General features: G+C 51.9%; 15 protein-coding genes and 1 pseudogene. All 16 read left to right on the top strand.

Going from position 1 to position 17,679, the window contains the following annotated elements; genetic code table 11:
• Positions 1-106 (top strand): FAD-linked oxidase C-terminal domain-containing protein (locus LUCIF_RS27080; RefSeq protein ID WP_133306307.1); only part of this gene is annotated, 106 nt, incomplete at its 5' end.
• 68 nt (positions 107-174) lie between these two features.
• Positions 175-873: a FadR/GntR family transcriptional regulator gene (locus LUCIF_RS20230; protein ID WP_122629649.1), complete on the top strand. Its 699-nt coding sequence runs from the start codon at positions 175-177 to the stop codon at positions 871-873.
• Between the two features lie 20 nt (positions 874-893).
• Complete coding sequence (locus tag LUCIF_RS20225; protein WP_122629650.1) at positions 894-2,480, top strand: L-lactate permease; 1,587 nt, start codon at positions 894-896, stop codon at positions 2,478-2,480.
• Positions 2,481-2,744: 264 nt separating this feature from the next.
• Positions 2,745-4,025: a nickel-dependent lactate racemase gene (gene larA, locus LUCIF_RS20220; protein WP_122629651.1), complete on the top strand. Its 1,281-nt coding sequence runs from the start codon at positions 2,745-2,747 to the stop codon at positions 4,023-4,025.
• Between the two features lie 169 nt (positions 4,026-4,194).
• The gene (locus tag LUCIF_RS20215; protein WP_122629652.1) at positions 4,195-4,413 is read left to right on the top strand and encodes a hypothetical protein; all 219 of its coding nucleotides are present in this window, start codon (positions 4,195-4,197) and stop codon (positions 4,411-4,413) included.
• 4 nt (positions 4,414-4,417) lie between these two features.
• A complete protein-coding gene (locus LUCIF_RS20210) occupies positions 4,418-5,443 on the top strand; it encodes a molybdopterin-binding protein (RefSeq protein ID WP_122629653.1) in 1,026 nt (341 codons plus the stop codon).
• Positions 5,444-5,553: 110 nt separating this feature from the next.
• Entirely contained in the window at positions 5,554-8,289 is a 2,736-nt protein-coding gene (locus tag LUCIF_RS20205; protein WP_122629654.1) for a molybdopterin-dependent aldehyde oxidoreductase, read from the top strand.
• Between the two features lie 135 nt (positions 8,290-8,424).
• On the top strand, positions 8,425-10,755 hold the full coding sequence (locus LUCIF_RS20200; protein ID WP_122629655.1) for a pyridine nucleotide-disulfide oxidoreductase/dicluster-binding protein: 2,331 nt from the start codon (positions 8,425-8,427) through the stop codon (positions 10,753-10,755).
• 13 nt (positions 10,756-10,768) lie between these two features.
• A complete protein-coding gene (locus LUCIF_RS20195; RefSeq protein WP_122629656.1) occupies positions 10,769-10,975 on the top strand; it encodes a DVU_1557 family redox protein in 207 nt (68 codons plus the stop codon).
• Positions 10,972-11,733 (top strand): DVU_1556 family methyltransferase, encoded by a 762-nt coding sequence (trsM, locus tag LUCIF_RS20190; RefSeq protein WP_122629657.1) that lies wholly within the window; start codon positions 10,972-10,974, stop codon positions 11,731-11,733. The genes LUCIF_RS20195 and trsM overlap by 4 nt, the downstream gene beginning before the upstream one ends.
• A gap of 263 nt (positions 11,734-11,996) precedes the next feature.
• A complete protein-coding gene (locus LUCIF_RS20185) occupies positions 11,997-12,263 on the top strand; it encodes a hypothetical protein (RefSeq protein ID WP_207858153.1) in 267 nt (88 codons plus the stop codon).
• A gap of 83 nt (positions 12,264-12,346) precedes the next feature.
• Positions 12,347-13,873: pseudogene (locus LUCIF_RS20180) on the top strand (sigma-54-dependent Fis family transcriptional regulator); the annotation flags it as partial.
• 8 nt (positions 13,874-13,881) lie between these two features.
• Positions 13,882-14,346, top strand: a complete 465-nt coding sequence (locus tag LUCIF_RS27185) for an AAA-type ATPase lid domain-containing protein (protein ID WP_306438790.1) — start codon at positions 13,882-13,884, stop codon at positions 14,344-14,346.
• 268 nt (positions 14,347-14,614) lie between these two features.
• The gene (locus LUCIF_RS20175) at positions 14,615-15,730 is read left to right on the top strand and encodes an XdhC family aldehyde oxidoreductase maturation factor (RefSeq protein ID WP_122629658.1); all 1,116 of its coding nucleotides are present in this window, start codon (positions 14,615-14,617) and stop codon (positions 15,728-15,730) included.
• Complete coding sequence (locus LUCIF_RS20170) at positions 15,660-16,826, top strand: DVU_1551 family NTP transferase (protein WP_122629659.1); 1,167 nt, start codon at positions 15,660-15,662, stop codon at positions 16,824-16,826. Before LUCIF_RS20175 ends, LUCIF_RS20170 begins: the two co-directional genes overlap by 71 nt.
• Positions 16,819-17,679, top strand: an 861-nt coding sequence (locus LUCIF_RS20165; protein ID WP_207858167.1) for a radical SAM protein, incomplete at its 3' end; no start/stop codon positions are given. The genes LUCIF_RS20170 and LUCIF_RS20165, both read left to right, overlap by 8 nt.

The following is a 17,679-nucleotide window of genomic DNA, read 5'->3' as shown; positions in this document are numbered from 1 at the left end:
GGATAAATATGCCAATCCGGTGGAACTGGATATGATGAAAGCGATTAAAAAGGCGCTGGACCCGAACCTGATTATGAATCCCGGTAAAGTAATCGCCGTGGACTAAAGAAGCAGGCGGAATTGCCTGCAGGGTGGCAGGGCACACAAGGGATGGCTGATGAGGAGAGTTAACCAGTGAATTTTGTGTCAATTAAGCCGAAGAAGTTGTACCAGTGTGTCATCCAGCAGGTAAAACAAATGATTTATGAAGGCCGCCTGAAAAAAGGGGACAAATTGCCGACGGAGCGGGAGCTCTCGGCGCTGTTGGGAGTAAGCCGGACAGCGATCCGGGAGGCGGTGAGCGCATTGGAAATCATCGGCATTGTGGAGAGCCGCCACGGCGACGGCATCTTCGTGTGTTCGGACCCGCTGAAGCACAATATTATGGAACCGCTGTCGATGTTATTCATGCTGGAAGAAAACGTGCAGCCCCAGTTGATCGGGGTGCGGAAAATGCTGGAGGCGGAGTGCTCTTATTTAGCGGCGCAAAATGCCCGGCCGGAGGAACTGGCGGAGATGACGCGGTGTATCCGGGATTTTGAGCAGAACACGATGGACCAGGTATTCAGCGGGGAAGTGGACCGGGATTTTCATTTTGCCGTAGCCAAGGCAAGCGGCAATATTTTGTTATATCATTTATTCGTGGCCATATCCGATGTCCTGGAACGGCATATTCGGATGATGCGCCTGAGTATCAGCCGGGAACCGGAGAATATAAACCGGCTGCTGGAGCAGCATCAGCGGATTTATCAGGCAATTTGCGGCCACGATGCCCCGGGAGCGCGCCGGATGATGGAAGAACACATGGAATTTGTTAAATCGTTCATAGAATGAAAAGAGGGGTGTACGTAACTATGTGGCATGTCGTAGCGCATCCGTATGGAATCGGACTTTCGGCTTTGCTTGCGTTTATTCCTTTAGGTTGGTTATTTCTCAGTCTGGGAGTTTGGCGATGGCCGGCGCATAAGAGCTGTTTTATCGCGTTATTGGTTGCTCTGGCAGTTGCCATACTGGGTTGGAAAATGCCGCCGGTGCTGGCTCTTGAAGGAGCTGCCAATGGTGCCGTGATGGCGATTTGGCCGATCATGTGGGTTATTTTTGCTGCAATTTTCACGTACAATATAACATTAAAAACCGGGGCCATGGAAAAAATTAAGGGATTCATGGCCAGTATTTCCAATGACCGCCGGGTACAGGTACTCCTTATTGCCTGGGGATTTGGCGGCTTTCTTGAAGCGGCGGCCGGTTTCGGCACCGCTGTGGCAATTCCAACTGCGATTTTAATCAGTCTGGATTTTGATCCCTTTTTTGCGTCCGTTCTTTGTTTATTGGCCAATACGGTGCCGGTAGCCTTCGGCGCGGTCGGGATTCCGGTTATTACCCTGGCCAAAATCGCTGATGTTAACCTGATGCGCCTGACCCTAGACGCAGTGATCCAGTTGACGCCGTTTGTTCTTGTTCTCCCGCTGGCCCTGATTTGGGTTATGACCAGAAGCCTTTCCCAGCTCAAAGGGGTTATTGGGACAGCGATCGTCGCTGGATTAAGTTTTGCGATACCGCAGCTGTTAATTGGCGCTTTTATGGGACCGGAGCTGGTTGCGGTCGCCGGTTCCCTGTGTTCGATGATTGGCGTTGCAATTTGGGCTAAGATCTCACCGCCGGTTAAAGAATGGCATTTCCCGGGTGAAAACCTGGCTGCTAAAAAGACGGTGGAATATCATACCTCAACGGGTGAACAACTCGTTGCCTGGGCACCGTATATCTTTCTGGGAGTTTTTATTATCGGCTCCAATCATGCGATATTCCCCGCTCTCGCTAACGTGCTGGGTGCAATAAAAAGTTCCTTCCGCATTTATAATGGCCCCGGCGGTACGCCGATGGTTCTGCCCTGGATTCTGACACCGGGGACGCTGATTATGCTCGGAGCGGTTCTCGGCGGTCTGGTGCAGGGAGCTTCCCTGAGTGATTTTACCACTACGGTTGCTAAAACAGCCGGGCAACTGCAAAAGACAACGCTTACCGTGGTGACCATTGTGGCGATGGCCCTGGTAATGATGTATTCCGGCATGGTTTCGGCCATTGCCGTGGCGCTGGCCATGGCTACCGGCGGTTTTTACCCGGTGATTGCGCCGATTATTGGAGCCATGGGGACCTTCCTTACCGGGAGTGATACCAGTTCAAATGTATTATTCGGGGCACTGCAGAAGCAGACCGCTATTCAGATTGGCGCCGATCCGACTTGGATTACCGCTGCCAATACGGCCGGTGCGACAGCCGGCAAGATGATTTCGCCGCAGAGTATTGCCGTCGCTTGTTCCGCTACCGGACAAACCGGTGCCGAAGGTAATATTTTCCGGACAATGATCGTCTATTGTATCGGCTATACATTAATATTGGGCTTGTGGGTCTATTTTGTAAACGCTACCCGTCTTTTCCTGTAGCAAAAAAAGACAAGACCGCTGTCCAACCGGGCCGCGGTCTTTGCCTTCCGGATTACTCCGAAAAAACGGGATCGCCGCGCTCCACTTCGTTGCGCTCGCGATGACAGTTCATAGATTGTCATTGCGAACGAAGTGAAGCAATCTTACGCAAATTTCATTCTTGTTGCTGCATCAGTTAAGGTGCAGGGGACATCTCGCAAAGACGCAGATGGAAACGAGCTCCGTAGATAAATCACAATATGTCTGTAAAAGGGAGGATAAAACATGGCCACAATAAGAATTCCTTACGCCAAGACGTATATGGAGGCCGCCATTCCGGATGATAAATTATTGGCCGTATTGCACTCGAAGGCGCATAACTATAAGGCTTCGGCAGGAGAAGGCGCTATCGTCCAACAGGCCCTGGAGCAGCCCGTCGGTTCACGGCGCCTGCGCGACCTGGCTAAAGGGAAAAATAAAATTGTCATTATTACCAGCGATCATACCCGGCCGGTGCCCAGCAAAATTATTTCCCCGCTGATGCTGGAGGAAATCCGGGCCGGCAACCCCAATGCCGATATCACTTTTCTGATTGCGACGGGTTTTCATCGCGCCAGTACGACGGAAGAACTGATTCATAAATTTGGTGAGAAAATTGTCAACGAAGAAAAAATTGTTATCCACGATTGCCGGGATGCGGCCAATATGGTGAATGTCGGTACGCTGCCGTCCGGCGGTAATCTTGTCATTAACAAACTGGTTATGGAGGCCGACCTGCTGGTAGCGGAAGGTTTCATCGAACCGCATTTCTTTGCCGGCTTTTCCGGCGGCCGCAAAAGTGTTCTGCCGGGAGTCGTCAGTGAAGTTACCGTGCTGGCCAATCATTGCGCCCAGTTCATTGCTAGCGACAAAGCCCGTGCCGGCATACTCGACGGCAATCCCCTGCATATCGATATGATGTATGCCGCTAGGCAGGCCAAGCTGGCATTTATTTTAAATGTGGTCATCAATGCGGAAAAGAAGATTATCAAGGCCTTTGCCGGCGATATGGCCGAGGCTCATGCCGCAGGCTGTGCATTTGTCGGGGACCTGGCCGCTGTGCCGGCAGTACCGGCCGACATTGTGATTACTTCCAACGGCGGCTATCCCCTTGACCAGAATCTGTATCAATCCGTAAAAGGCATGTCCGCTGCCGAGGCTACCGTTAAGCCCGGCGGTGTGATCATTATTTGCAGCGCCTGCAACGACGGGCACGGCGGCGAGGATTTCTATAAATGGTTCACCGATGCTCCCGGCGGGGCGCGGGAAGTTATGGATAAGATTATGCAAATTGAAGCCTGCAATACCATTGCGGACCAGTGGGAAGCGGAAATACTGGCCCGGGTACAGTTAAAAGCAAGTGTCATCGTTGTGACCGATCAATGTGACCATAAAATCATTGAGAACATGCATATGAAAGCGGCGCGAACCCTGCCGGAGGCCATAACCATGGCGAAAGGCATTGTTGGTGAAGATGCTGCCTTTACGGTCATCCCCGACGGTGTATCCGTGATTGTAAAAGAATAAGTTTATATTATAAAGATTACGTTACGGGAGTGTAACCTAAGTGTAACCTAAAGTAAACACTTAGGTTACACTTTTTTTACACTTGCCAACGGGCATTCGATCATGATTTATCAGTAAATATTGAAAATTTGGTACTTGTTCCGCAGGGAGACAAGGGCGGTTTATTTTAGTGGATTACTTGGCACGGGAATTGCAAATATTAATGTTGAAATATAGTTCCGGCGTCCGGATTCATTACGGCAGGCTGGATCAGCCGCGGCCCGGCAAAGTGTCCGGTCCGTGGGAGAAAAAGGAATACAGTGCATTACCAAGGATGGTGTGGGGGAGCAAAGCGCTGTGTTCTTTTTTCGGCGTTTTGCTTTTTTTAATTTATCTGGCTAAGGAGTGAGCGCATGAAAGTCGTGCCGGTGTACGAAGCGGAAGGAATGGTGCTTTGCCATGATATTACGGAGATTGTTCCCGGCAAGGTAAAGGGCAGGGCCTTCAAAAAAGGCCACATCGTAAGGCGGGAAGACATAGCCAAATTGCTAAATTTAGGCAAGGAACATCTTTATGTCTGGGAGGTTAATGAAAATACCCTGCATGAGAATGAAGCGGCGCTGCGTATTGCCGGGGCCGCCGCCGGCTCCGGTATAATCCGGACGGAACCGTCGGAAGGCAAAGTGGAGTTGAAAGCGGAGCGGACCGGCCTGTTAAAAATCAATACGGGCGCCCTGGAAAAAATTAACGGGGTTAATGAGGTGGTACTGGCTACCATCCATTCCAATCAACTGGTGAATGCCGGCCGGGTAGTTGCCGCCTGCCGGGTTGTTCCGCTGGTAATTGACGCCGACAGAATACGCAGCGTGGAAAAAATCGGCCGGGCCAATTTTCCCGTAATCGAAATTAAACCGCTAAAAACGTTGAAAATTGGTGTCGTTACTACCGGCAGCGAGGTTTATCACGGTCGCATCCCGGACCGGTTTGGTCCGGTTATGCAGGAAAAAATAACAGGATTAGGCAGCCGGGTTTTGCGGCAAATTCTGGTTGACGACCAGGTTGACATGATTGCCGGCGCGATCCGGACTTTAATCGGGGAAGGGGCCGGGATGATCATAACCACCGGGGGAATGTCCGTTGACCCGGATGATGTTACCCCGGCGGGAATCAGGGCGGCCGGCGGGCATGTTGTGGTCTACGGGGCGCCGGTACTGCCGGGATCCATGTTTATGCTGGCTTACATCGGGGATATTCCGGTGCTGGGATTGCCCGGCTGCGTAATGTATCACAAAACAACCGTTTTTGACCTGATTGCCCCCCGGATTCTGGCCGGTGAGGAAGTCGGCCGCCAGGATATTATCCGCCTGGCTCACGGCGGACTTTGCGGTGTATGTGATCCCTGCCGTTATCCCAATTGTTCTTTCGGCAAAGGAAGTTAAAAAATTATCCTTTGCATTTTGGTATTGATAAATTAAGCGGAAAGGCGGGTGAAAAGTCAATTAGCAGATCCTCCAAGGGAACGGATAAATAAAAAGAAGGAGAGAAAAACATGCAAAAGAAAGTCTTGATCATCAATGGATTGCCGAGAACTCTGGTTGTTGATCCCGAGTCCAGTCTGGCAAGCGTACTGAGGGAACAACTGCTGCTGACAGGCTGCAAAGTCGGCTGTAACCAGGGCCAGTGCGGTACCTGCTCCATTATTATGGACGGGAAAGTTGTCCGTTCTTGTATCGTCAAGATGAAGCGGGTAGCGGATGAAGCGAAAATTACCACCATTGAAGGGATCGGCACACCGGAAAATCTCCATCCCCTTCAAGTTGCCTGGATGGCTTACGGCTGTGCGCAATGCGGTTTCTGCAGCCCCGGCTTTATCCTGTCTTCCAAAGTGTTGCTTGATACCAACCCGAATCCGACCCGGGAAGAAATCCGCGATTGGTTCCAGAAAAACCGCAATGCCTGCCGTTGCACCGGTTATAAACCGATAGTGGACGCGGTGATGGCGGCTGCCAAAGTAATCCGGGGTGAAATTCGCAAGGAGGATTTGCTGTATACTCCGGTGGGCAATAAAATTTATGGAACGACTTATCACCGTCCTTCGGCGCTGCAAAAAGTTACCGGCACCTGGGACTACGGCGCCGATATGGCTTTGCAGATGCCGCCGGGAACCCTCCGTCTGGCCCTGGTGCAGGCGGAAGTATCCCATGCGAATATTTTAGGTATTGATACGGCGGAAGCGGAAACAATGCCCGGCGTTTATAAAATTGTTACCCATAAAGATGTAAAGGGCAAGAACCGGATTACCGGCCTGATTACTTTCCCAACCAATAAAGGGGACGGCTGGGACCGTCCCATCCTGTGCGACGAGAAGGTATTCCAGTTCGGCGACGCCATCGCGATTGTGTGTGCCGATACGGAAGAACATGCCCGGGCGGCGGCTAAGAAGGTTAAGGTAGACCTGGAAGTGCTGCCGGCTTATATGAGCGCGCCGGCCGCCATGGCACCGGATGCGCTGGAGATCCATCCCGGCACGCCCAATGTCTATTTTGAGCAGGGAATTGTAAAAGGGGAAGATACTAAGCCCATTATGGATAAGGACGGTATCGTGACGGTCGAAGTCGATACCTATTCCAGCCGGCAGCCTCACTTGCCGCTGGAACCGGATTGCGGCAGCGCTTATTTTGATGAAGAGGGACGGCTGACAATCCATTCTAAAAGTATTGGCCTTCATCTGCATCATGCCATGATCGTCGCGGGAATTGGCGTTGAGCCGGAAAAATGCCGTATTGTGCAGAATCCGACCGGCGGTACCTTCGGCTATAAATTCAGCCCGACCATCGAGGCTTTGCTGGGGGTGGCCTGCATGGCGACCGGCAAGCCGGTGACGCTTAATTTCAATATGTTTCAGAATATAACGTATACCGGCAAACGTTCGCCCGGTTTTGTCAAATGCAAGCTGGGTGCCGACAAGACAGGAAAATTGCTGGCGATGGAAACCGACTGGGCCATCGATCATGGTCCGTATTCCGAATTTGGCGACCTGCTTACCTTGCGCCAGGCCCAGTTTACCGGCGCCGGCTATGATATCCCGAACATTCGCGGCAAAGGCCGCACCGTGTGTACCAATCATGCCTGGGGTTCCGCTTTCCGCGGCTACGGTTCACCGCAGGCTTTCCTGGCTTCCGAAATTGCCATGGACGAATTGGCCGAAAAGCTCGGCATGGATCCGCTGGAACTCCGCTTTAAAAACATTTACCGTCCCGGCTCTACAACGCCTACCGGACAGGTGCCGGAAGTATTCTGCCTGGAAGAAATGCTCAACAAGCTGCGTCCTCTTTGGCAAGAGGCGAAAAAGCGCTGCCAGGAACTCTCAACGCCGGAGAAGAAACGCGGCGTCGGTTTGTCACTCGGCATTTACGGCTGCGGCCTTGACGGTCCGGACGGATCGGAAGCGTGGGCGGAACTGACGAAAGAAGGGGTAACTATCGGCAATTCCTGGCAGGACCATGGGCAAGGCGCCGATATGGGTACTCTGGCTATTTCCCATGAAACACTGCGGCCCCTTGGCATTAGGCCGGAACAGATCAAATTGATTATGAATGACACGGCGTATACGCCGAACAGCGGCCCGTCCGGCGGCAGCCGGTCCAATGTCATGACCGGCAATGCGGTCCGGGTTGCCTGCGAGATGCTCTTAAACGCCATGCGCAAGGCCGACGGAACCTACCGTACCTATGATGAAATGGTGGCCGAAAAGCTGCCGCTTCACTATGACGGCAAGTGGACGGCTTCCATGTGTACCGATTGCGACCCCGTAACCGGGCAGGGCAAGCCATTTGCGATTTACATGTATGAACTTTTCATGCCGGAAGTGGAAGTGGACATGAAAAACGGCAAGGCCAAAGTCGTTAAACTTACAACGGTTGCCGATGTCGGGACAATTACCAATAAAACGGTTTGCGACGGCCAGATTTACGGCGGGCTGGCGCAAGGGATCGGTCTCGCTCTGACCGAGGATTTTGAGGACCTCAAGAAACACACCAGTTTGGTCGCCTGCGGCCTGCCGTTTATTTATGATATACCCGATGATATGGAAATCATCTATCACATTACACCGCGGGAGCATGGACCGCATGGTGCCGCCGGCGTAGGGGAAGCACCGCTCACTGCGGCGCATCCGGCTATTTTGAATGCCATCTATAATGCCTGCGGCGTACGGATTTACGCCATACCCGCCTTACCGGAGAAAATTAAGGCCGGTTTGGATGCCCTGGCCAAGAAAAAGTAACGTTTTTTCCGTATATTCCGGGTCTTACAACGCATAACCTAAAACGGACCGGGAGGCTTTGCCGCTTTCCGTCCGTTTTAGGTTTCCCTGTTCAGGGGGAATGCCCCAATTATAGGAAAGAAACGGGAGAAGAGTATGGAACAAAAACAATTGCGGGAACGGGAAGCAAGATGTGTCCAGGAAAATCCGCCCGGCTGCAGTGCCGGCTGCCCGGTTCATGTGGATGCGCGGGGGATGATCGCCGCCATTCGCCGGGAAGATTATGCGGCGGCAATGGTCCTGTTTCGCAAGATGGTTCCCTTTCCTGGGATTATCAGCCGGGTGTGCGACCAGCCGTGCCGTCAGTCCTGTAAACGGAAAGAGATTGATGAGCCGGTTTCGATTAATGCTTTAGAAAAGGTTTGTTTTGACCGGCATCAGGGACCGGTTCCCAAAATTACAATCCTGCCGGCCAGAAATAAAAGCGTGGCCATTGTAGGCGGCGGTTTGAGCGGTTTAACGGCCGCCTTCGAACTTAGCTGCAAGGGATACAAAACGGTGGTTTTTGAAGCGACAGACCGGTTGGGGGGAAGCCTTTGGGATATCCCGGCAGACAAACTGCCCCGGGAATTGATGGCCGGTGATTTCGCTGTTTTAGAGCAATTGCCTGTTGAAATCCGTTATAATGCGGCCATTGGCAATCGCGGGGGCTCCCTTCGATCGTTTAACAGTTTATGCGAGGAGTTTGACGCCGTTTATGTGGGTATTGGCAGTAAGGAAAAGGATTCGCTGGATTTAGAGCTGGCGACAAAGCCGGACGGAGAAATTGCGATGGATCCGCTGACCCTTGCCACCAGCCATCCCCGGGTATTTGCGGGAGGCAGTCTCCGCCGGAGAGGAGACTGCCGGTCGCCGGCCGCTTCGCTGGCTGACGGAAAAATGGCCGCCGTATCCATTGACCGGCTGCTGCAAAATGCCTCTCTTACCGCGAACCGGGGAAAAGAAGGCGCTTTTACTACATCCCTTTATACCGATATCGAAGGCATTGAACCGGCGCCGGTAGTGCGAATGACGGACCCCGGCAGAGGCTATACCCGGGAGGAGGCTCTGGAGGAGGCAAAGCGCTGCTTGCAATGCGAATGTATGGAGTGCGTGAAAGCCTGTGAGTATTTGGCCCATTACGGTTCTTACCCGAAACGGTATGTACGGGAAGTATACAATAATTTATCGATAGTAATGGGAGTTCATCATGCTAATAAGATGATTAATACCTGCTCTTTATGCGGACTTTGCGAACAGGTTTGTCCGGGTAATTTGAATATGGGGGATATTTGCCGGGAAGCGCGGCAGATGATGGTTAAACGGGGAAAGATGCCGCCGTCGGTGCATGATTTTGCTATACGGGACATGCAGTTCAGCAATAGTGACCGGTTTGTCTTAGACCGGCATCAGCCGGGTTTTACGTCCAGTGAGACCGTATTTTTTCCCGGCTGCCAGCTGGCGGCATCTTCCCCGCAATCGGTGAAGAAGATTTATGAACACTTGTGCGCCAAGACGGCAGGCGGCGTGGGACTGATGCTGGGCTGCTGCGGTGCTCCGGCCAATTGGGCGGGCCAGGAAGAGTTATTTCAGGAGACGCTGCAAAACATAGAAAGCCGGTGGCGCGAATTAGGCAGTCCCAAAGTAATTACCGCCTGTCCAACCTGTTTCAGTATGTTTGAGCATAATTTGCCGGCTATGCCTGTGGAGATGTTATGGACCCTGTTGGAGCGGACCGGCTTGCCGGACAGTGCGGCTGCCGCGGTTTCACCGCGAAAAGTAGCAATTCATGACAGTTGTACAACCCGGCATGAAACCGGGTTGCACAATAGCGTCCGGCAGATAGTGAGCAAGCTGGGCTGGGAGATTGAGGAACTGCCGCGGAACCGGGACAATACGGTATGCTGCGGTTATGGCGGCTTAATGATTTACGCCAACAGAGAGGTTGCCCGTAAGGTGATAAACCGGCGCATTAAGGAAAGCGGCACCGATTATCTGACCTATTGCGCCATGTGCCGGGATAATTTCGCCAGTCAGGGTAAACGGGTGTATCACCTGCTGGATCTGATTCTGGGGACGGACGGGGAACAGTTAGCGGAACGGGAACCGCCCGGCTATTCCGAGCGGCAGGAAAACCGGGCCCGGCTTAAACGGTCCCTGCTGCGGGATGTTTGGGGTGAAGACGTGGAAGCGGAAAGTGATAGTAAGATAACGATTCCGGAAAACGTAAGACGCGTAATGGAAGAGCGGATGATTCTGACGGAGGATGTGGCCGGAGTGATCCGCTATGCGGAAGATACGGGCAATAAAATGAAAAATACCGGCAACGGACATTTTATTGCTTATCTGCAGCCGGCCGGTGTAACCTATTGGGTTGAGTATTCACCGCAGGAGGACGGATTTTTAGTCCACAATGCCTACTGTCACAGACTGGAAATCGAAGAATGACGGGGGGAGACCGATGAGCCAACAAGCAGGCCGGCAAGAAAATATGATTTGCAATAAATGCCAGATTCCATTGACCCTGGGGAAAGTCACCCTGTCTTATCTGGGCAGCAAATTTCCGGTTGAACTGTTCCGGTGTGCGAAGTGCGGGCTGGTCTATATTCCCGAGGAATTAGCCCGCGGTAAAATGCAGCAGGTAGAAACGGCTCTGGAGGATAAATGATGGGCCGGCAGCAGGAAACCGGTGATATTCATCCGGCGGCAAGCAGTCTTACCGTTTTTGAACGGCGAAGTTTAACGAAACTGCCCGAAGGGGTCATGCGTCCCGGCGGGCTGGCGCTAACCGGACATTTGGTTGATTGCTGCGCCTTTCCGCGCGGGGCCAGGGTCGTTGATATTGGCTGCGGTACCGGGGTTACCGTGGAGTATCTTCGCGAGCATGGCGGCCTGGATGCAATTGGTGTCGACCCATCGGCTATGCTGCTGCAACAGGGACGGCAGCGGTCGCCGGATTTGCATCTGGTCCGGGCAGCGGGAGAAGATTTACCGTTTGCCGCGGCGTCAGTGAATGGAATTCTGGCGGAATGCAGCCTATCGGTTATGCCGGATACGGGCAAAGTTTTAGATGAAATGAACAGGGTCCTTGTTCCCGGCGGGAAATTAGCGCTTACCGACATTTACATCCGGGAGCAGGCAGCTTCCCAGGACCGGCCGGAAAGGACGGCAGGGGCGCTGACCCGGGACGAATTGGCCGGAATGCTGGCGGAGAGCGGTTTTAACGTAATTGTCTGGGAAGAATGTTCGGCCTTATTGAAAGAGTTTGTTGCCCGCTACATCATGGAGAATGGAGCCGTGGAAGAACTTTGGCACTGTCCGTCAACGGGAGGGAACGGCGGGCCGCTGCGGCGGCGGGACGGCAAAAAGGTCAAATTGGGCTATTTTTTGCTGGTGGCGGAAAAGCTCCATGCTGTTCGAACCTGAATTTATCCGGAGAAAGGATGATATACCTTGACAAATGCATGCCCCCAATGTGGTGCTCAGATAACCAACCATCTTTTGTATAAATGCATGAAATGTTTTACGGTATACTGCAAGGAATGCGACCGGACCAACGGGGGGCGGTATTGTCCCCGGTGCGGGATGTCCCATCGGATCTTGCTGACGACGGAAGAAAAATAAGCAAGAAGCCGTCAGTTGGGTCAGCAGCCGGGTCCGGGGTGCGAATTTTGGCTGGAGGCGATAGGATGAACAAGGAAGGGAATTCCGAAGAACAATTGGATAAAATTGAAGCGGATTCAATCACGGTGGAAATAATCGATAAAAAAACCGGCAGAATGTTTCGCCGCAACCTGCCTATAAGATATGTTGAGACTGACAATGGATTGATCTTATCGGGAGAAACAATGGAAGGAATTCCTTCCCAGATTGCTTTTTTTTCCGAAACGGCTCTCAACCGGATGAAAGACCTGTTTGGCAAAGGACCGGACACGCATCGCTGCGGTGATCAATGAAAACATAACGGTAGATATTTATGATTCATTTAGCAGTACTCCTTTAAACGGTAACAACACGGCAATAAAGTGAGGTGGTCAAGATGAAGGCGGAATCTTCCGGTGTACTGGGTCATACTTATCACCAATGGGAGGAGTTTATTGCCGGCAAAAACTATGACGCCGGTGAAGTTCACCTGCATATCGTTGAATCCTGGCGCCGATGTTACCGGTCGGGGGTCGATCCGTATAGCATGGAACCGCATCCTTCCTTAGACCGGTGGACCTTGAATAAGGTACTGAAGGAAAAAGAAAGGCTGATAAAAATAGCCAAGCCGTTTATGACCAATCTCTATAAGTTTGTAAAAGGGTCCGGATTTGTGGTTGTATTAACGGATGAAAACGGCTATATCATGGAGATGTTTGGCGACGAGGACACGCTGCAAAATCCGATGACCCGGGATTTTTTCTGCGGAGCCAGCTGGCGGGAAGAGGCGGCCGGAACGAATGCGATAGGGACGGCCTTAATTATCCGGGAGCCAATCCAGGTTTCCGGCGCGGAGCACTTCTGTCATAAACATCATAGTTTGACCTGTTCCGCCGCGCCTATTTTTGATCTTAACGGGGAAATTATCGGCATTTTGGATATGTCCGGCGCATCCCATGCGTCGCATTTGCATACCCTGGGAATTGTGGTGGCTGCTGCCGAAGCGATTATGGCCCAGCTTAGCATCCGGCAAAAAAATTACGAACTGGCTCTGGTCAATAAAAGACTGACTAATTTTTTTAATACCGTATCCGATGGGGTGCTCATTGTTGATAAGGAGGAAACCGTAATCGAAATAAACCCTGCCGCCAGAGAAATGCTAAGCAAACCGGAACAAGAGGTCCGGGGGATGCCGGTTCATAGCCTGTTTAGCCATAAGTCCTGCCCCGCCGGGAAGAAGCTGACTATTAATGAGCCCTATACGGATGTGGAAGTCATGATTGACAGAAGGGACGATGTATGTCATTGCGTAGCCTCCGGCGAGCCATTTATTGATGAGCAGGGAAAAGTCACCGGCGGCATTATTATTTTACGTCCTATTAAACAAGTAAAAAATCTGGTAAACCGGTTTGGCGGATTTTACGCTACGTTACGCTTCAGCGACATTATCGGACAAAGCAGTGAAATCCGGGAAGTTACACGGCTGGCAACACTAATGGCGACTACGACGTCCAATATTCTGCTGCAGGGAGAAAGCGGCACCGGCAAAGAGATATTTGCCCAGGCGATTCATAACCGCAGTTCACAGCGCAGCGGACCGTTTATTGCGCTGAATTGCGGGGCTATCCCCCGGGAATTAATCGGCAGTGAGTTGTTTGGTTATGAAGATGGTGCTTTTACCGGGGCAAAACGTGGCGGCAAACCGGGGAAATTTGAACTGGTGGGACCCTGTTTCTTGATGAAATCGGTGATATGCCGCTGGAACAACAGACGGCCCTGCTGCGTGTAATTCAAGAAAAAAAGATAGCCCGTATCGGCTGTGATAAAATGATTCCGGTCAGTGTCCGTCTGATTTGTGCTACTAATAAAAATCTATTGAAGGAAGTGGAAAAGGGAACCTTCCGCCAGGACTTATTTTACCGGCTGAATGTAATGTCGATTACGATACCGCCGTTGCGTAACCGGATTGAAGATATACCGCTTCTTTTTAGATACTTTCTAGAAAAAATATCCCGTGACCGGGCAATGCAGTTTAGCACGGAGCCGGAAGTGATGGAATGGCTGAAAAAATATAATTGGCCTGGTAATGTCCGGGAATTGCAAAATGTAGTGGAAAGGGCGGCCAGCCTGGCTGAAAACGACACAATTACTTTACGTCATTTACCGGTTGATTTTTATGCGCCTTCTTTTTATTCAGCCAGTCCTCCCGCGGCTCCGGCGGCGGACCTGCTGAACTGCCGGGAACAACGGCGGATGCTGGCCCAGGACGCGGAAAAGCATAAGATCCTTAGTTTGCTCAACCTGCACGCCGGCAATGTCAGTCAAGTAGCAAGAGAACTTGGGGTATCGCGGAAAACTCTGTACAATAAGATGCGTGTCTATGCTATCCGGAATTAAAAACAGATGTTACTTGACTGTGTAAAATGTGTAACCCTTGCTAAACAATAAAGTGACGCAATTTTTACAGTGAATCGCACCGGATCATCAGGCGGGTTTTTCCGCGCCCTGCGCCTTGGGGCACGAGCCGAAAGACCGCGTCAGCGGTTTTTCGCAAACTATTGGCATGAAAGTTGCGATGAAAGAACTACAACCATAAAGAATCCGGTTTTTCGGGATCCAAGCCCTACGCCCCGAACCGAAAAAAAGCGTCAGATGGAGGGGGTCTATGAATAAGTTGTTTCGAGAGATGACCGGTCTTTTAGAAATGGGGGAAAGTTTTGTCGTAGCGACCATTTTTGATAAAAGCGGCTCGGCACCCCGGACTGCCGGGACAAAAATGGTAGTCCGGCCGGACGGTTCGATTCTTGGCACGATCGGCGGCGGCCGTTTGGAAGCCGCCGCCATCAAGCTGGCGCAAGAGGCAATGGGCTCGAGGCGGACAATGCTGCAATCCTTCGACCTTACCGGGGAAGACGTTGCCGGGATGGATATGATCTGTGGCGGCAAAGGGGAAATACTGCTGGATTATATTGACGCCGGCGATGAAAATAACCGAATTATTGCTGAGCAAATAGTAAAAACTCTGGACCGCAGGGAGAAAGCCTGGCTAATTACCGTTTTAAACAATAACGGCACCGACTCTTATTTAAGCCGGCAACAATGCCTGGTAAAAGCGGACGGAATTCTTGTTGGCAAGGTTGACGCCGATCCTTATTTGCTGGCGAAGCTTATAACCGGTCCGGCTAAGATATCCATTCACGCCGAAGTATTGGCGAATCAACGGATCTTGGTAGAACCGGTGCGCTACGGGGGTATCGTCTATATTTTCGGTGCGGGCCATGTATCACAAAAAATTGCGCCGCTGGCTGAGACCGTCGGCTTTAAGACGGTTGTTCTGGATGACCGCGACGAATATGCCAACCGGAAGCGATTTACCGGACCAACAGAAATTATTCTCCTGGCGGCGTATGAACGGCTGCCGGAACTTGCCGTGGACGAAGACAGCTATATTGTAATTGTTACCCGGGGACACCTGTATGATAAGACGGTTCTGGAGCAGGTTTTGCGGACCCGGGCCGGTTATATCGGTATGATCGGCAGCCGCAGAAAACGGGATAAAATTTTTGAAGCACTGCTTGCCCAGGGATGGACAAGGCAGGATCTGGACCGGGTTTATTCGCCGATCGGTATGGCTATCGACGCGGAAACACCGGAAGAATTAGCGGTAAGTATTGTTGGTGAACTAATAAAAGTAAGGGCGGAACGGGAAAATGGTGCTAAGAAAGAAAATAACGGCTCTGATACTTGCTGCCGGCTATTCGTCCCGGATGGTGAGATTTAAACCATTACTGCCGTTCGGAGATACCAATATTATTACGAAAGCGATAGAATGCTTCCGCCGGGCCGGCATTGAAGAGATAACGGTAGTGGTAGGGCATCGCGCTTCGGAATTGATGCCGGTACTGGAGAGATTGCAAGTACGCCATGTTTTTAATGCCGAATATGACCAGGGTATGTTTTCCTCTATTGTTGCCGGTTTGCGGACATTTTCGCCGGAAACGGAAGCCTTCTTCCTGCTGCCGGCAGATATGCCGCTGGTGCGGAGTCATACTGTACGCCTGCTGGTCCGGGCTTATCAAAAAAACACGGCGGATATCGTCTATCCTGTCTTCCGGGGGCGGAGGGGGCATCCTCCCCTTATTTCTTCCCGGCTCTTTCCCGTAATTTTAGCGTGGCATAATCCGGCGGGACTGCAGCAGCTTTTAGAGCAGCAACAGGTTAAAGCTCATGAGGTAAAAGTACTCGATGAGGGAATTTTACTGGATGCCGATACGCCCGCCGACTACAACCGGATGACTTTATTGCGGCGGGACATTCCTACTTTGCCGGAATGCTATGCGCTTTGGGATAAAATGAATGTGCCGGACAGCGTCATCCTTCATAGTAAGACGGTAGCCGCTGTGGCCAGAAATTTGGCAGTTCGTCTGAATCGGGCCGGTGTGGTGCTCGATGCCGATCTTGCCACGGTTGCCGGCGAATTGCACGATGTAGCCAAAGGCCAGCCCGACCACGCCCGGGTTGGCGCCAGATTATTAAAAAAAATGGGCTGCGGGAAAGTCGCTGCGGTTGTTGCGCAACATTCCGATCTGGATTTTAAAACGGGCCGGCCCCTTGATGAAGCGGCAATTCTCTATCTGGCGGATAAAATGGTTAAAGGCAACCGGATTGTGACCATTGACGAGCGGTTTCGTGAGCCAATGATGAAATATACCGCCGACACGGCGGTCTTAGCAACCGTTCAAAAGCGTCTGCTAACGGCGCAAACCATAGCGAAAGCCGTAGAACAGGCGGTGGGGGCCGGCCTGGCGGAAATCTTTACGATGGAAGGCAGAGCCGGTTTTTATGAAAGGACGGAGAGGTGGGCGACCGGTGAATAAGAGCGGGGAAAAAGAGATAGAAATACTGGGGATGACGGAGAGTATCTGTCCGGTATGTCTTAAACGGATTCTTGCCAGGCGGGTCCGGATTGAAGACCAGGTTTATCTGGATAAGATATGCCCGGAACACGGCTATTTCAAAACGGTTATTTGGCGGGGGCAGCCGTCGTATGAATCCTGGGCCGTTGCTAAAGTGCCGTCTCAGCCGCCTGTCTGCGCAACGGATGTCAACCGGGGATGCCCTTTTGACTGTGGCTTGTGCCCGGCTCACCGGCAGCATACTTGCTGCGTTCTGCTGGAGGTTACCCAGCGCTGTAATTTATCCTGCCCATTTTGTTTTGCCGCAGCCGGCAATGAGGAACAGGAGCCGGATATAGCTGCCATCGAAGAATGGTATTATATGCTGCTGGCAAGCGGCGGACCTTATAATATCCAGTTATCGGGGGGGGAACCGACCCTGCGGGATGACTTGCCGGAAATCATCGCTTTGGGCCGGTCGTTAGGTTTTCCTTTTTTTCAATTAAATACCAACGGCCTGCGGCTGGCCGACGACCCCCACTATATAAAGGAACTGAAACGAGCCGGGTTATCCTGTGTGTTTTTACAGTTTGACGGAACCGATGATGCAATTTACCAAAAGCTGCGGGGCGGCGCATTACTGGAGCGGAAAGAAGCGGCGATCCGTCGCTGCGCCGAGTATCAAATTGGCGTGATTCTGGTTCCTACTCTGGTACCGGGAGTCAATACGGAAAATATCGGCGGGATGATTCAATTTGCCGTTGAGAGGATGCCGGCCGTACGGGGCATTCATTTTCAGCCGGTCAGTTATTTTGGCCGTTATCCTGAAGCTCCC

The organism is Allolucifera butyrica (assembly GCF_900476375.1).
GTDB classification, from domain to species: Bacteria; Bacillota; Negativicutes; order Sporomusales; family UPPP01; genus Lucifera; species Lucifera butyrica.
This window is presented reverse-complemented; position numbering and strand designations above follow the sequence as displayed.

Coding starts and splice junctions, on each gene's coding strand:
- LUCIF_RS20225 (WP_122629650.1), top strand. CDS start 894: ATGTGGCATGTCGTAGCGCATCCGTATGGAATCGGACTTTCGGCTTTG.
- larA (WP_122629651.1), top strand. CDS start 2,745: ATGGCCACAATAAGAATTCCTTACGCCAAGACGTATATGGAGGCCGCC.
- LUCIF_RS20210 (WP_122629653.1), top strand. CDS start 4,418: ATGAAAGTCGTGCCGGTGTACGAAGCGGAAGGAATGGTGCTTTGCCAT.
- LUCIF_RS20205 (WP_122629654.1), top strand. CDS start 5,554: ATGCAAAAGAAAGTCTTGATCATCAATGGATTGCCGAGAACTCTGGTT.
- LUCIF_RS20200 (WP_122629655.1), top strand. CDS start 8,425: ATGGAACAAAAACAATTGCGGGAACGGGAAGCAAGATGTGTCCAGGAA.
- LUCIF_RS20195 (WP_122629656.1), top strand. CDS start 10,769: ATGAGCCAACAAGCAGGCCGGCAAGAAAATATGATTTGCAATAAATGC.
- trsM (WP_122629657.1), top strand. CDS start 10,972: ATGATGGGCCGGCAGCAGGAAACCGGTGATATTCATCCGGCGGCAAGC.
- LUCIF_RS20185 (WP_207858153.1), top strand. CDS start 11,997: ATGAACAAGGAAGGGAATTCCGAAGAACAATTGGATAAAATTGAAGCG.
- LUCIF_RS27185 (WP_306438790.1), top strand. CDS start 13,882: ATGTCGATTACGATACCGCCGTTGCGTAACCGGATTGAAGATATACCG.
- LUCIF_RS20175 (WP_122629658.1), top strand. CDS start 14,615: ATGAATAAGTTGTTTCGAGAGATGACCGGTCTTTTAGAAATGGGGGAA.
- LUCIF_RS20170 (WP_122629659.1), top strand. CDS start 15,660: ATGGTGCTAAGAAAGAAAATAACGGCTCTGATACTTGCTGCCGGCTAT.